This window comes from Nostoc sp. (genome assembly GCF_036919615.1).
Taxonomy (GTDB): domain Bacteria; phylum Cyanobacteriota; class Cyanobacteriia; order Cyanobacteriales; family Nostocaceae; genus Nostoc.
The window spans coordinates 1-15575 of sequence record NZ_JBALCN010000095.1 but is presented as its reverse complement, the minus strand read 5'-3'; the positions used below and the strand labels follow the sequence as shown (position 1 = coordinate 15575).

Genomic DNA, 15575 nt, shown 5'->3' with positions numbered 1-15575 from the left:
GTTAGCGTCTGACAGAGAAGAAAGAAATGCTTAACTGAACTGTATTGCATTAAGTGCAAGTTTAGGGAGAATTGGCATTACTCAAGTAGTAGTGCCATAGAAGTCTTGCAGCAACTGCCCGCCACGGTCGCCAATGCTGTGTCATTGCTTCCAGTTGAACTGGTGTTGGCCGCGTCGCCAGGTTTTTGAGTTTTTGTAAAGCGATCGCGATCGCTAAATCGCCTTTGGGAAAGACATCAGGTCTTTGCAGCGCCATTAGCAAGTAAATATCAACTGTCCAGTCTCCTATGCCTTTGAGACACTTTAACTCACTTCTGATCGCAGTTTCATCCATTTTTTCCAGCTTGCTGAGGTCAAGCTGACCACAAGCGATCGCATCCGCCAACCCACGACAGTATAGAATCTTTTGCCGACTGAATCCAATTCCTCTCAATTGAACATCATCCAATCTCAGAAAATTTTCTGGCGTCAGCGGTACAACAACCCCACAGAGTCGCTTAAATACAGCCTTTGCAGCTGCTACGGAAACTTGCTGTTCCAGAATTATGCATAGAAGCGTTACAAAACCCGGTTCTCTTGACCATATCGGTGGAGGCCCCAGTGTCTCTAAAATCCCAGCCAAATCGCGATCAAGATTGGCAAGCACCATTAAACCACGGGCAAGATTTTCTTCAGTCAACGATTCTAGTTCAGGTGTTTGAGTCATCTTTGATCAATTTCGATTCTTGTACAAGCAGTTTTTGTTTGCGTTCAATTCCCCAGTGATAACCACCAAGACTGCCATCACTCCGCAGGACACGGTGACATGGTACAATCAGCGCTGTTGGATTTGCTCCACAAGCATTACCCACAGCGCGGACTGCCTGGGGCTTGGCAAGATTACGGGCGATATCGGTATAGGTGCGGGTTTCACCATAGGGAATTTTCTGTAATGCTTGCCAAACCTGTTTCTGAAATGCTGTCCCACGGACATCAAGTGGTAAATCGAGATGTGTTTTATCTCCAGCAATAAAATCGAGGATTGTCTGTATCCATTCCTGGTGTGTCTGGTGATCACGCACGATCTGTGCTTGGTGAAATTCCTGGTTCAAAATGTGTTCAAGTTTCTCTGCTTCATCACCTAGTTTAACGGCACAGATACCCTTCTCTGTAGTTGCCACCAGCAAATATCCTAGTGGACATGGAGCGATCGCATAGACAATACTGATTGTCTTTCCCGCTTGTTGGTAAGTCTTCGGTGTCATTCCTAGTTGTTTTGGTGCTTTCTCATACAGGCGGCTACTTGAACCATACCCCGTGTCATAAATTGCATCGGCAATTTCCTCTCCTGACTGGAGACGCTGCTTCAATCGTTGGCTACGCAGCGCATCTGCATATTGAAAAGGGGATACACCAATTATTTGCTTAAATATCCTTTGCAGATAACTGGGACTCATTCCCACTTGGGAGCATAGTTCCGAGAGGGTTGGGATGTGATCAACTTGGGCTTCAATGTATCGACATGCTGCTAAAACTTTCGCTTTGCCCGGATTTGGAACTTTTTCTGATTGTGGCTGACAGCGCTTACAAGGCCGAAAACCTGCAATGTCAGCCTCTTGTGCCGACTGGAACAAACTTACTTGATTGCGATTTGGTCTGCGACTAGGGCAAATCGGTCGGCAATAAACGCCTGTAGAGCGAACACCGTAGAAAAGCTTACCGTCAATTGTGGGATCTCGATTGAGAACTGCTTCCCAAAGAGTTTCTGACAAAACTTGTGTCTGTTGTAGTTGCATTTATGCCTCCTTGGATGTATAGCAAAGTATCGACTCTGAAATACCTCCTATATGTTGGTAACTCTATTTATTCTTTATGTAAAACTAGATTAAATGTATTGATAAACTATTTTCTATCTGATTATTGCGATCAAATCTGAGAAAGTGACGTTGAGCACTATTTATAACTAACTTTTTTCTCACCTTATTCCTCCTCCATTAAATGGTTCACCCGATTGGGGGAATGCGATCGCCTCATCAAGAACTACTCTGAAAGAAGGTACTGTTTTGATTCTGTTAGCGATTCTGCCCAGATAATCAAAACTGTTAAATTGGTGATTCTGGCTTTAAAAAGTATATCAATAGCTTATCTATCAAAGGGTTAAAGAGTGGATGAAACCGTTGTAAAATCGCTGTATACACCAAATTGCCAGCAAGAGGCGATTAACCTGCTCTCAAAACTTGCTGTCAATTTACCAGGAATAATTTTCCAAGTTCTGCAACGGCAGGATGGTTCTGTGTTTATCCCTTATGTCAGTTCTGGTTGTCAATATTTGTCTGAATTAGAACCAGAAGCTGTACAGGCAGATTTCCAGGTGCTATACAAACTGATTCATCCACAAGATATAAAAGCTTTTGCAGAATCTATTGCCGTTTGTAGTACCACTTTTAAACCTTGGCATTGGGAAGGTCGCATCATTACCCCTAGTGGCAAACTTAAGTGGATTCAAGGTACCTCCCAACCCGAATTACAAGCAGAAGGTGATTTTCTTTGGAATGGCTTGGTCATGGATATTACAGACCAAAAACTAGCCCAAGAAAAATTGCTTGAGAGTGAGGCGCGGTATAAAGCAATTTTGGATGCTATCCCCGATTTGATGTTTCGCATTAGCCGCGATGGCGAGTATCTAGATTTGAAAAGTGAGGGAGCAGATATCGCTCTTACCAGAGAAGAAATAGTTGGAAAAAATTTGCAGGAGTTATTACCCAGTGATGTTGCGGCGATTAGCCAAGTAGCGATCGCTAAAACCTTAGATTCTGGAACTTTGCAAACTTGCGAATATCAACTACCAACGCCTTTGGGAGTGAGAGATTATGAGGCGCGGTTGGTAGTGAGTGGCCAAGACGAGATCCTCGCAATTGTGCGAGATATCACAGAACGCAAACAAGCAGAAGTCGCCTTACAGAATCTTGCCCAAAAATTTGCTAAAGCTTTTAGTTGTAGTCCCGATTCAATTACGATTAGTACAATCCAAGAAGGACGCTTCATCGAAGTTAACGACAGTTTTGTGAACCTCTCAGGTTATGAGCGAGATGAAGTGATTGGTAAAACTTCTTTTGAGTTAAATGTTTGGGTACACGATCGCGATCGCCTAAATTTGTTACAGGAGTTGCAAGCTACAGGAGTTGTTCGCAACTTGGAATTTGAATTTCGGCCAAAGTCTGGCGAGATAATTACAGCACTGCTTTCAGCCGAAGTTATTGATTTGGATGGTATCCCTTGCATCCTAGCAGTGCATCACGACATTACAGAACGCAAACAGGTAGAAGCGCAATTACGCCTGTCAGCACAACGTGATCGCTTGTTGGCAGAAACCCTAGTGCGAATTCGGTCTTCGCTTAACTTAGAGCAAATTCTCCAAACCACTGTGACGGAAGTCAGGCAATTTCTGCAAGCAGATCGGGTTTTCATTAGTTTAAATAATGCCAATTTAGGAGTCAGAACTCTTGCTGAATCAGTAGATCCCAAGTATCCATCAGTCTTAGGTTGGTCTACTAATGATGAAGCTTATTTACAAGAAGTGCGAAACTTACTAAAAGATAATCTTGTGCGTGTCGTTGAAGACATCACACAAATGTCAGTATCTCCTAAAGTCCAAGCACACTGTCGAAAATTTCAAACGAAGGCTAGCTTGGCTGTACCAATTATGCTAGGTAATGAATTATTTGGGGCGTTAATTGCCAATCAATGCTCAGGTTCGCGTCATTGGCAGCCAATAGAAATTGATTTGTTACAGCAGATGTCCGAACAGGTAGCGATCGCCATTCAGCAAAGCAAGATATACCAAAAACTCGCAGAACTTAACACTAATTTAGAACACCAAGTAGAAGAACGAACAGCACAGTTGCAGCAGAAAATGCAAGAAGTTGGAGAATTGCATCGCGTCAAAGATGTTGTTTTGCACACAGTTGCTCACGATTTACGAACTTCAGTGATGGGTAACTTGATGGTGTTAAAGAATTTGTTAAATCAAGGAATGGGGAGCATGGAAGAGGTAGAGGGGCAGGGAGCAGGGAGCAGAGGGGAAAGAGGTAATTTTTTATTCTCCCTATTACCCCCTGCCCCCTGCTCCCCTGCCTCTTCCCAATCCCCAATTCCAGTATCTCGTTCAATAATCGAGCGGATGATTCAAGGCAATGATCGCCAACTGACGATGATTAACTCATTGCTAGAAATTAATTCCTGTGAAAAAGCGGGTATGGACATCAAACTTGAACCCGTGGACTTTAGCATTCTACTGGGAGGAATGTTCGCCCAGTTTGAACCCATGCTGACACAAAATCAAGCGACTCTGAAGAATTTGGTTCCCACCGATTTACCCTTAGTGATGGTAGATGCAACTCGGTTGCAGAAAGTTTTGGCAAATTTGATAACACATAGCTTGCAAAATAATCCACCAGGATTAAATTTTCTTCTGAGTGCCACCATTGAGGCAGGAATGATTCGCACTCAGATTCAAGATAACGGTGTGGGAATGAGTAAACTAGAGTGCGATCGCCTCTTCGATCTGCATGTCCGTGATCCCCAAGACTGTTGTTCTACAAGCATTGGCTTAAAAATGTATCTTTGTCAGAAAGTTATTAAGGCACATGGCGGCGAAATCGGTGTTATTAGTAACCGCAAGCGCGGGTTAACTTTCTGGTTTACATTACCTTTGGCAACTTCATCCGCAACAAATTGCCCATAAATCACCAAAAAATGAGAGGGTGTTATTGATAGCAATATTGAGTAAGGGAAACACCCTCAAGGTATGGGCAAAGTTGCTCGGATGCTAATGGCTACTCCGTTTACAACAGTGCAAAGGTGGTGGAGAAAAACCTTTTCTGCACCAACAACAGATGAAATCACTACTTTTTACAAAGCTCGGCGCAAAGACACGGAGTGGCTTGCCCATAGGCATCGCTTTTTGTGGCAGAGATTGCGTTTATGGTTATGGCTGGTGCTGATCTGTCTTTTATCTTTTACTTTGCGAGACATTTACGCCTTTTTTTTCCCCTTAAAGGAGTTGGAAACGCTGCCAGAAGTACTTAGAGCTAAAAGCCTTGTGATCAATGTTGCAATGCTTATAAGTATAATTATTTTCTTTGCCTTACATAAAACTAAGTTAGGTCGTCAGCGTCCAGATTTATTATTTTTGGGGTCTTCTTGGTCAATTAGTTTAGCATCGCAGTTGTTTGCAACCATCAGAGGTTTCGCACTACCCGACACCCCCGGCTGGTCGTTGCTGTTTTTAAGCCAAGCTGTGTTGATGCCTGTCTGCTGGATTATTCATTTGCTATGTCAAGTGGGTGTGCTGGTTTACTATTTTGGTGTAAATACGGCACTTGGGCTAAAAACACCAGTCCCCGAACACCCAGAAATATATAATGTAACGTTCATTTTATACATTTTTTGGTTTTGTGCTATATGTGACATCGGTGTTTATCTGTATGATCGCCTGCAACGTTCTGAATTTTACGCCCGTCAAGAACTGGAATCTGCCTACCAAAAACTCAAGGTTGCAGAAACTAAATATCGCAGCATTTTTGAAAACGCCGTTGAAGGGATCTTTCAAAGCAGTCCTGATGGACGTTACATTACGGCAAATCCGGCTTTAGCACATATTTATGGCTACTCCTTAGCGGAGGAGGTAACAGCAAATTTCACCGATATTGAACACCAATTGTATATTGATCCGAACCGCCGGGCAGAATTTGTGCGCCTGATGGAAAAGTATGGCAGCGTTTCAGAGTTTGAGTCCCAAATTTATCGCCGAGACGGGAGTATTGTCTGGATTTCGGAAAAAGCCTACGCAGTGCTTGACGAACAAGGAAAACTGCTTTACTACGAAGGTTTGATTGAAGACATTACCCAGCGCAAACAAACTGAAGAAGAACTACGAGTATTTTTCCATGCAGTTTCCCACGACTTACGCAACCCAGTGCTAGGTACTTTAATGGTGCTGAAAAATTTGCTTTCACGTCCAGAGGATAATATTTCGATTTCCCGCTCCATTTTAGAGCGGATGATTCAAAGTAGCGATCGCCAACTTAATTTGATTAATTCGTTGATGGAAGCTCATGTCAGTGAGATGCAAGGTGTTGTTTTGCAACGTCAATCCGTACAATTACTGGTAGTTGTCGAAGCTGCGAGCGCAGATTTAGAGCCATTGTTAGAGCAAAATCAAGCCAAGCTGACAAATCTGGTGTCCGCAGATTTACCCTTAGTGAATGCTGATCCCACGCAACTATGGCGAGTTTTTTCTAACTTAATTGTCAATGCTCTAAAACATAATCCTCCTGGATTGCTCTTAACAATCAATGCTACCCGTAAGGATGACAAAATTTATTGTACTGTTAATGATAACGGCGTGGGAATTAGTCAACAACAAAGCGATCGGCTTTTTGACCTTTACTTTCGGGGTGCAAGTATCCGCAATTCTGTAAGTTTGGGATTGGGCTTGTATTTATGTAAGCAAATCATCAATGCTCATGGTGGCGAAATTGGGGTGAATAGTACATTGGATGCAGGGGCAACTTTCTGGTTTACATTACCTATTAGCTGATACCAATTCTCCATGAAGATGCACTTAATATTTATTAAAGGAACCGTAAAGTAGAGGCAAATTAATTGTTAAGTTAATTAGAAAACGATTGGCAAACAAGGTGTCTGATAACCTTGATGCTCTAGAGACTGCCAAGATTTATCGTTGTCAGTGGCTGATGAATAACCCCCTAACTGTTAAAGGAGAAGTCGGATTTTCTTGGCTCTGTTCAATATAACAGAATGTAACAATACTATCTTTAACAACTTGGTATAATTACTCATCTATCCTAAAAACGCTTGAAGTCTCACACCCAAATCTTGTCCTGGTACTATCTCAGGCGACCAATTAGCACTTTCAGGACTTACGCAACTGGCACAGGCGATCGCTAAATTTTAGTACATGAGTATTGGCATGAGTGACGTAACTGCTACAAGGCGAACGCTAGAAGACTCCGGCTTTGACGATGATTTTTCAGAATGGGTAGAGCAGAAAATGAAGGGTGAGATTGAAAGCCAAAAGGGGCGAGATTCTTAGTGCAGTTACATTACTTTCAACGTCAAGAAAACTAAGGTCAAGCTTTTATTATCACTTAACATTTAAAATACTGCTGTGGTCAATCACTACGACATTGCCTTAGAGAAAAACTTAGATTTAACATGAATGAAACTTTAGCAGCCACACTATGGAAATTACAAGCACAAATATATTGGTTACATGATGCTGAGGAGTTTACAGAATTGGCATCAGCAGCAGCTACCATATATATGAAACTTGGTTATACTCAACAGCAGGCAGAAACGGCAGGTAAGTTAATTACTGAAGCTTATCAATTAGCTGATGATGCTGTTAATGCCCAGAAAATAAGTGATTTTGACAAAGAAATGCAGTTTTATCATCAAGTTAAAGATAAATTAACTCAAGTAGAAACAATATTAGGTTATCAAACCAGTATCGCCATACATCAAATGAAATGGTGGATGTATTTTCGTCACAGACAGAAACTACAAGTCATTATTCACTTATTTTTACAACATTTGAAAGCGGTGGGATTAATTAACCTACTTACTACTATTAAACTGACATACTTTTTGATAGAAATAGGCAGAGTTCATAAATCGCGTGACACAGAAACCACCAAACATAATACTATACGATACTGGACAGAATTATTGAAAATTAAACCGCCACAATACCCTTATCTTGGTTAAATTGCTTATTTTTAGGCTTGAACGCGATTGGTAAACTTTGATGAGCGATCGCTTTTGCGTTTTCCTCTCGACGAGACGCTACTCGCGTTCGCTTGAATTTGCTGGGGTGAGTGATGACTACGGCGGGCTGTCCGGTGTCGCTCGAAGTTTCCTCTAAGAATTTACTTTGGTTGTCACCTTAGATTCTTTAGCAGTTTCCCAGACTGCTTTAATATATTGCGGGTAAGAAAATTTGGGGTTTGAATCACAACATTTCCGGCTTTGCCTTGGCCTGCGCTGACAGCTACAATTCCCTGGTCAAAGTTAGCAAGGCTGAGAGTAGCCGCATAAGCTGGATTGATAATTTTTTCTTGCAAGTCTGCAAATCCATTCCCGGCAACTTCTTGAATTTGTTGGTTTAATTCCCTCTGTCGACAGATTTTCAGAAAGAGCATTGATACTTCTATCGAGCAAACCCTGTTTTTTAGTGTCCGTTGCAGTTAATCTTGATTGGACACACTAATTCACGCTCGGAGAATTGAATGCGCTTTGGTTTTTTTACTTTATGTGTTCTGGCACTAGCAACAACAAGTGGGCACGCCGCTCAGTCTCCCAAAATCCCAGCACTGGTGATGACCAGCCCGAATTCAGCTAGAGCCAACTATGAAGATAAATGCAGCAACGGCGGCAACCTTGACCAGTTTAATCGTGAGCAGTTTCTTAAACTTATGCTTGCTGATAAAAAATCAAAGCTATCTCAACTGAAAGTAGCTCTCCTCAATGAAATTAAACAAAGTGGTGATGAGCCACGAGGCGAGGGTGTCCATATTGGTGAATGGAATCAAACTTTCCATGACCGAAGTGGTTGTGGCACAAACACTAACAGTTACTCAGCATTTGTTGTCACCGTGACTGGTGGAAATGCAAACCATACGGTCGTGAAATACCTGGTCACGATTGATGACGACGATAACGCAGGCAAAAGAACCCTCAAGATCCGCGACATCCGCCCAATTAATCTACTATTTGATAACTGACTCTTCAGCGGTACCTCTGGTAAGCAACGCGCTTGCTAAAAAGTTCCAGAGCCAAACACGGAACCGCACTGACTGGAATAGGTATAATTGGGGCTACTTTTTTGTTGCGCTGAAAAGGGGTTCAGCTGGGATACCCCTATAAGAGTATCTGCTTTCCCTTAGAACCGAGGAGCGATCGCCCCATAAAATTCTTAGAGGATTCTTAGAGGAAAAGTGAAAAGGAGCGATCGCCAAAGTAGCAATAGCAATCTCCCAGAATCTATCTGTAGGTAGTTTCATCCATTTTTTCTGCCTTCAAGTATCGCTTTGCAGTCAAAATTTAAGTTAGTCAGTTGAAAGAATCATTCATAACGCTAGACTACCAATGCAAACCAACAATCAACCAAATCCAAGTGATTCACCCTCTCGGTTCGGCAGTTCGGACTCGACGGGAGCCGCCAATACTCCGACTGCCTCACCGCAAGTATCAGATCAAATACCTCATCAAAAGATTCTGCCCACTGCCCCATTACCAGAATCTATTAGTCAAAATATCGAGACTATCATCGCATTGCATAGACGTTCTGAAAAAAATGTCTCACAACACCAGCGCCTTGTAGAAACGATAACCGTCTTTTTTGGTCGTCCTGTATTCCTGTATAGCATTCTGCTTGTGATTATTCTCTGGGTAATACCCAATGTTTTACCACGACGTTTAGCCATACCAAGATTTGATCCTTTTCCATTTCCTTGGTTACAATTTTCACTGACTGCGGGTTCATTGTTGGTGACAACAGGGGTATTGATTAAACAAGAGCGACAAGAAAAGTTAGCAGAGCAACGGGCACAACTTAGCCTTCAACTCAACCTGCTCTCTGAGCAGAAAATCGCTAAACTCATCGCTTTGATTGAGGAATTACGCCAAGATATTCCCAATGTCAAAAATCGCTCTGACCCGGAGGCCGAAATAATGAAGTCCCCTACTGATGCACACGCAATTGTAGACTTATTGGAAGAAACCTTAGCATCGGAGTTAGCAACTTTATCGCAGCAAGAAATATCAACTCAGGAGTAATAAAGTAAGCGTAGTATTACAATTTGTACTAAAATGAGCAACTTTTTGATTACATCTGCTAATCATTCCAATTAACCAATTCGCCATCTATGCAAGCGATACCCGACTTGGGATTAACCAGCAGCTTTTTAATGACTATCTGCTTTCGCCAGATCATCTCCCCAGCAAAACAGCAAGTACTCAAAGCCTGGGTTTGATCTCAAAATCTCAGCCAGATTGAGCTTTTCCAGCTGACCACAGGTAATACATAAGACTACATGTGATCACAGTTCAATGTCAAAGCACAATTTAATCCGCAAATTTGTCATATTTATTAGTTTCAAAACCTGTGATTATAAATATCTAACAAAATAGATGCACTATGGAGGTGTAGCTTATCGAGAAGCAAACTCATCTGCTCCAGGCGTAATAGAATCCTTTCAAATGAAGTGCATTAAGGGATCGATTATTAAGATTACGAACGCGTGGTATTTAACCTTAAGCTAATAAACTTTTGCGACGCTGACGCTTCTTTTTCATCCCAAAGCCCAGTCCGAGGATGAATAAGCCTGCCCCAGCATCCGGTTCAGGAGTAGACTTGAAGTTACCTTTGAGTGCATCTCCATCATTACCGCACTCTAGGAAAATGTTGCTAACATAGTCGCCACTGCCAATTAACGCTTTATCAAATGCAAACCCAATAGTGTAGTCTCCTGTGGCAGAAAAATGTCCAAAATCGAGTTCTGCGGCGCTCAACTCACTGTCACTGAGCATGGAAATATTGCCCACTTTCGTACCATTACCAATGGCGTTGAGAATCGGGGTGTTATCCCAAGTTGGATTTTGAGCAACTGTAGTCGGGTAGTAATAGTTGTAGACATCTTGTGCAGTCGCGAAGTCTGTGCCTTGGGTGTTATTCTGACCCCAACCCCAGTCATAATACCACTTCAAGTTACTGTAGCCACCATGCTCTTGAGTTATACTTTTGGCTGTCACTCCTTGATAAACTCCCGTTGACAAGTTACTGCCGTAGTCTGCAAACTTGACTGCAAATAACTGCCCGTTATTGCTAGCAGTCTGGAAGTTTTGTCCTGAGAAGTTAAAGAACAAGTCACTCCAACCAATGTGGACAGAGTGACCCTGATTCCAATAATCATTCGGGTCGGTTGTCCCACCCAAGGGCATACCGCCAGTCAGCGCAACATAAACTTTATCACCTGACTGTTTGACAGCCATACCTTTGATATCAAAAACGGCTCCGCCAGAGCCATCGCTATTTGAGTCAATACCGTAGTCCCAACTGTTATAGAGTTGTCCAGCATTTGCTTTTTGTCCAGCTAGTAACATCATGCTGAGAGTCAGGGCTGCTGTGTAAAAAAAAGCTCTTTTAGTATGCATTGATTTTCCGGATTTTGGATGAGTTGTTACGCTAGTCAATAGCTTACTCAAGTTGTTATAAAGTTCTTAGCTTTTAAGGGTTGAGGCTAGATAAAAATTGAGTAAAATTTAACAGCTTTATTTTGTAAAGTCCCAGAAAATACGTAAGTAAATGCAAACTAGGATTAATTAAGTTGTAGCAATAACAAGAGGCTAGAGGTGTCAAAATATTGACTACTAAAGCCAAAAGTTTACGTAATTTGGGAGCGATCGCTCTCATCTCTGTGTTGGCATTACCAATTCTGGCAGCGCGTTCATAGAAGTTATGCCATAAAATTTTCAAAAAGTGATTAGTTGGGCTGAAAATCTTAACCAGAGGAGCTTATAACTAGTCATGAAGTTAATGTAGCAGCGCTGAAGAGATTGTGATGGCGTCCTACCGTAGTCTGCTGTAGTCCACCACCTTGCAAGTCACTCAGCGATCGCCGCCGTCATTAGGCAACGCAGTTGCAAGTCTTGGGCATTGGGGAATTAGAGCTATGCCTGCGGTGTTCTCGTTGCCATCGCAATTTATTCTCGTAGCCGATGCTAAAAACCTGTTATCAAGTTTGGAACTAGTATTACAAATATCTAACCAAATAGATATGGTATGGAGACGCGGCAACGCCGCCGTCGCTAGCAGCGCAGCTGCCAGTCCTACGAAAGAGGGGAAAGATTGCCAGCCTTGCTAGAATCAAGCTAGTCAGGGAAGGGAGACGCAGTTACGCCACCGATTACAGTGATCGCTTACAGCAGAATGTCTTGAGTTTGTAGAGTACAGCATTTACAGATTCTACAAGCACTAAACAGGCAGACATCAAACAAAGTGCAATTGCGGTCATTGTCCAAATAATTCGTCTCTCTACACAAGGTCTTGTAATTTCCCGCAAATTATAATTAGTTGAAAAATCCGAAATAGCATCATTAGCATTTGTATAGTTTAGTGTTCATACTCTAACGGTAAAAAGAAAATATGAAATCTATAACTAAGGCATCTGCGTTAAAAGAATACTACTCTGAGAATGGTTGGCGCACCCAACCCTACACAATAACCTATATTGAAGATGCTGATGCAGATACTTGGGAAGCCAAAACTGATAAACCTGATGCTTGGAATGATGTAAGAGTTCTTTGGATTCCGGCTGAAGATAAAATAGTGATGAGTGCTACTGCTACTACTGAACCAGGTAGCAGAATGGTAGAAGAGCCAGTGAACTCTGCTGGGGCTTTTCGCATTCAACTAGATAAACTATTCAAAGAATGCTGGAAAATAGATAGACACATCACAAAGTATTCTAATCAAGAAGCTTTGGTTCAGTGTGATGAAATCTCTGGCTTTAGAGATTTCAATAAAGACTTTAAGAGAACAGGAGATAAATTAGATACTGGTTTATTTGGTGTTGACCAGCACACAACAGCTAACAATGCAGAAGGAGATGCCCCAATTACCGTAGGTGGTTGGTCGGCTGGATGTTTAGTTGGGCGTTATCCTAGTACTCATTACAATATTTTTATGCCTCACTGTAAAGGTTCAGGACAGAATAAATTTGATACTGTTGTTTTAGATGGTACTAAATTTTGGAATTGGTTAAAAGAGAAAAGTTACTCTTTAGTTTGATTCCCTAATAAGAAGAGGCAGTGGGATAGTTGAGTCGAGCTATGTGCTTCTTTGTGTGAATTATGCAACATTAGTCCTAAAAATATTGTAGAGAGACGAATTATTTGGACAAAACGACAGATTATTTGTCAATAATCCAAATTCTTCTACATCGCTTGTTCAAGCAATTTTTACAGGTTATTTTCTTTCTACGTCAGCCCATTGTGGAGGCCGCTTCTTGGTGCTATCTGGCTTGTGAGTTGAATTGATTGCCACGCTTGGGGATACTATCAGGCTGCCGAAAAGCGGATGATTGGCTTTGTCATCAGTTCTTTCAGCAGTATATGTAGTGCTACTTTTGGGTTCGCTCGTTGGTATCATTCTGTCTTTGGTGCAGCCATAAGTCATTTGCATTTATGAGGCGATCGCTCCCCTTTAAGCTCAAGTTTCCTCTAAGAAATTGAAGAGAACGACACCTCATACCCCGTCAACTCTTGGAGACGCTCCGCGTAGCTTGCTTCCACGTTCGCGGAGCGTCCCATAGGGAAGTGGTATGGCACGCTTTTGTTGATAACTCATACAAGCGTTCGTGTTCAGCGTCTCGTAGAGAGGAAAACCTTCTGGTGCAATACATGAGGCGATGTCTAGTCCATTAACTTGCCAGATGATATAACCTTGTATTTTCGTTAAAACTAAAATCCCTGCTAGAGATTGAAACGATGCAGACGAGTTACAAACAGCAGGATTAGTACACTGGTGATATGCCAAAAATCCACCAGTGCGATCGCTGCTGCTCTCAACTAACAATTTTCTTAGAGCAGGGGAGTAAGGGGAGCGAGCGCATTGGTTACAGTAGCCCTAAATCTTGAAGAATTTTAACTAGAGAGAGAACAACAGAGACAACAGAACCTACATCCTTCATCACTTCAATCAATTTTCGCCAATCCCAAGGGGTCTTTTTCTTGGCAGGGTGCTTCTTTAGGATTCTCAGGCTCGGTTGAGCTATAGACTAATTTAGTTAAAATGGAATTAAGCACAATTCAAACTCCAATGGTTGTGTTTTGCTAGCAATCTCTGGTTGAATACCAATCAACCATTGATCTATCGATTTTGTTGATAGCCTTTGGTTGAGTACCAGTCAATCAAAGGCTATTGATCTGTTTAACCTTACTTTTTTTTGGGAAGCCATATATTTTCTACCTTGATTTGAAGGTAGGCTTTGAGCATCCCTAGTAAGTGAAACCCGGTCATAATTTTGATCCAAAGTTCAGGTTTATCTTCTTCAAGCCAGCTATAGCGTAAAGCTTCTAATTCTTCACGCCATTCTTCTGGAAAAATCTTGGATGACTAGCCTTTTATATGGCTTTTTTGTCTGACTTCTACTGAAATCACTCTTGCTGTCTCACCTTTTGAGTTCCCTTACCAACGCGCCAACAGCACAGAGAACCAGAAAAATACTAACTGCGATCGTCTACTCCAGGAGGTAAAGTACTCTTAATTGCAGATTACACAAAATCCAGGGTTGGGCTGCTTGAGTGCAACACTGCACTTTTCCTATACTTTTACCGTACCTATCGTTCTTGATTTTTCCCATGCACATCATTCTTGGTGGTAATGGTCATGTTGGTTCTGCTGTAGCACAAACGCTGTTATTGCAAGGTGAGCCAGTAACCATTGTCTCGCGCAGTTCTGCGTCTATTCCTGAATGGCAGAAGCGCGGCGCAATGGTTGAGGTTGTAGACGCGCATAATACCGTAGAACTACACCGCGTGTTTGCAAAGGGTAAACGTCTTTTCCTGCTTAATCCACCTGCTGATCCTGCAACAGACACAGATGTCGAAGAAAGAAAAAGTTTAGCATCCATTCTAGAAGCGATAACAGACTCTGGCTTAGAGAAAATCGTTGCCGAATCCACTTATGGAGCGCAGCCCGGTTCTCAAATTGGTGATTTGGGAGTGCTTTACGAAATGGAGCAGCAACTCGCCGCCCAGTCCATACCATTTAGTATCATCCGCGCTGCCTACTATATGAGCAATTGGGACTTCTCTCTACAATCAGCTAAACAGGATGGCGTAATCCATACCTTCTTTCCAACGGATTTTGCATTGCCGATGGTAGCCCCACGCGATATTGGTCAATTGGCAGCGCGTTTGATGACACCAATAGAGAATACAGGGCTACACAACATCGAAGGCCCAGAAATATATTCTTCGCTCAACGTTGCAGAAGCATTTGCCAAAGTTTTACAAAAACCAGTCAAGGTAGTGGAAACTCCGCGTGACCAATGGATAAAGACAATGCGGAATATGGAATTTTCAAACTCAGCAGCAGCATCTTTCTCCAACATGACAACCCTTGCGATCAAAGCAGAGATGCCACCCCGTGATCTTGTTACACGAGGAGTAGTTTCATTAGAGAGTTACATCGCAGAACTAGCGCATTCTGTTGTTTAACTTATCGCTCCTTATAAAGTGTCCAAGAGGAAATTGCAATGTCAGTAGACCGAAAACTTTTGTCAGTTGACGAAAGAATGAGGGTTACAGCCGTCATTCTGGGGACTGGCAATCATGACCCGTTGCACACCGACCGTATCAAGTTACACGTTAGGGCTAATATCAAGTTCGGATGAAGGCTTATAATTAACCCTTTTCTGTCACTTTCCGGAATAAGCAAGTAGTAAATAAGCTAAATCATCCAGAAGCATAACAGGGTTTAAATTGATTCATGGCAGCAATTAAATGAT

General features: G+C 42.2%; 14 protein-coding genes. 9 read left to right on the top strand and 5 right to left on the bottom strand.

Translation table 11 applies throughout. The features are described 5' to 3' along the window. Positions 1-61: 61 nt before the first annotated feature. Positions 62-706, bottom strand: coding sequence for a DNA-3-methyladenine glycosylase family protein (locus V7K48_RS27520; protein WP_335077303.1), 645 nt, complete (start codon positions 704-706; stop codon positions 62-64). Next, positions 690-1775: a bifunctional DNA-binding transcriptional regulator/O6-methylguanine-DNA methyltransferase Ada gene (gene ada / locus V7K48_RS27515; RefSeq protein WP_335077300.1), complete on the bottom strand. Its 1086-nt coding sequence runs from the start codon at positions 1773-1775 to the stop codon at positions 690-692. Before ada ends, V7K48_RS27520 begins: the two co-directional genes overlap by 17 nt. A 368-nt stretch (positions 1776-2143) precedes the next feature. Between ada and V7K48_RS27510 the strand changes: the two genes are divergently transcribed. From V7K48_RS27510 to V7K48_RS27495, 4 genes are all read left to right on the top strand, one after another. After that, positions 2144-4723: a sensor histidine kinase gene (locus V7K48_RS27510; RefSeq protein WP_335077298.1), complete on the top strand. Its 2580-nt coding sequence runs from the start codon at positions 2144-2146 to the stop codon at positions 4721-4723. Positions 4724-4786: 63 nt separating this feature from the next. Continuing rightward, a complete protein-coding gene (locus tag V7K48_RS27505; protein WP_335077296.1) occupies positions 4787-6580 on the top strand; it encodes a PAS domain-containing sensor histidine kinase in 1794 nt (597 codons plus the stop codon). A gap of 393 nt (positions 6581-6973) precedes the next feature. Beyond that, the gene (locus tag V7K48_RS27500) at positions 6974-7096 is read left to right on the top strand and encodes a hypothetical protein (protein ID WP_335077294.1); all 123 of its coding nucleotides are present in this window, start codon (positions 6974-6976) and stop codon (positions 7094-7096) included. A gap of 122 nt (positions 7097-7218) precedes the next feature. Beyond that, positions 7219-7770 carry a hypothetical protein gene (locus V7K48_RS27495; RefSeq protein WP_335077292.1) on the top strand — a complete coding sequence of 184 codons (552 nt, stop codon included), beginning with the start codon at positions 7219-7221 and terminating at the stop codon, positions 7768-7770. Positions 7771-7943: 173 nt separating this feature from the next. Here the strand turns inward: V7K48_RS27495 and V7K48_RS27490 are convergent, their stop codons facing one another. After that, positions 7944-8204 carry a hypothetical protein gene (locus V7K48_RS27490; protein ID WP_335077290.1) on the bottom strand — a complete coding sequence of 87 codons (261 nt, stop codon included), beginning with the start codon at positions 8202-8204 and terminating at the stop codon, positions 7944-7946. Between the two features lie 177 nt (positions 8205-8381). Here V7K48_RS27490 and V7K48_RS27485 point away from each other — a divergent pair, with 177 nt between their 5' ends. Next, positions 8382-8786, top strand: a complete 405-nt coding sequence (locus V7K48_RS27485; RefSeq protein ID WP_335077288.1) for a hypothetical protein — start codon at positions 8382-8384, stop codon at positions 8784-8786. A 364-nt stretch (positions 8787-9150) separates the two neighbouring features. Then, complete coding sequence (locus V7K48_RS27480) at positions 9151-9840, top strand: DUF1003 domain-containing protein (protein ID WP_335077286.1); 690 nt, start codon at positions 9151-9153, stop codon at positions 9838-9840. A gap of 477 nt (positions 9841-10317) precedes the next feature. Here the strand turns inward: V7K48_RS27480 and V7K48_RS27475 are convergent, their stop codons facing one another. Further along, positions 10318-11217: an XDD3 family exosortase-dependent surface protein gene (locus V7K48_RS27475; protein ID WP_335077284.1), complete on the bottom strand. Its 900-nt coding sequence runs from the start codon at positions 11215-11217 to the stop codon at positions 10318-10320. 443 nt (positions 11218-11660) lie between these two features. On the opposite strand from V7K48_RS27475, the gene V7K48_RS27470 reads away from it, so the two are divergent. Together V7K48_RS27470 and V7K48_RS27465 are read left to right on the top strand one after the other, a co-directional pair. Further along, positions 11661-11927 carry a hypothetical protein gene (locus tag V7K48_RS27470; protein WP_335077282.1) on the top strand — a complete coding sequence of 89 codons (267 nt, stop codon included), beginning with the start codon at positions 11661-11663 and terminating at the stop codon, positions 11925-11927. Between the two features lie 281 nt (positions 11928-12208). Further along, complete coding sequence (locus V7K48_RS27465) at positions 12209-12853, top strand: hypothetical protein (protein ID WP_335077280.1); 645 nt, start codon at positions 12209-12211, stop codon at positions 12851-12853. A 456-nt stretch (positions 12854-13309) separates the two neighbouring features. Here the strand turns inward: V7K48_RS27465 and V7K48_RS27460 are convergent, their stop codons facing one another. Then, the gene (locus tag V7K48_RS27460; protein ID WP_335077278.1) at positions 13310-13639 is read right to left on the bottom strand and encodes a hypothetical protein; all 330 of its coding nucleotides are present in this window, start codon (positions 13637-13639) and stop codon (positions 13310-13312) included. Between the two features lie 785 nt (positions 13640-14424). On the opposite strand from V7K48_RS27460, the gene V7K48_RS27455 reads away from it, so the two are divergent. Continuing rightward, complete coding sequence (locus V7K48_RS27455) at positions 14425-15285, top strand: NmrA family NAD(P)-binding protein (protein WP_335077276.1); 861 nt, start codon at positions 14425-14427, stop codon at positions 15283-15285. Positions 15286-15575: the final 290 nt, after the last annotated feature.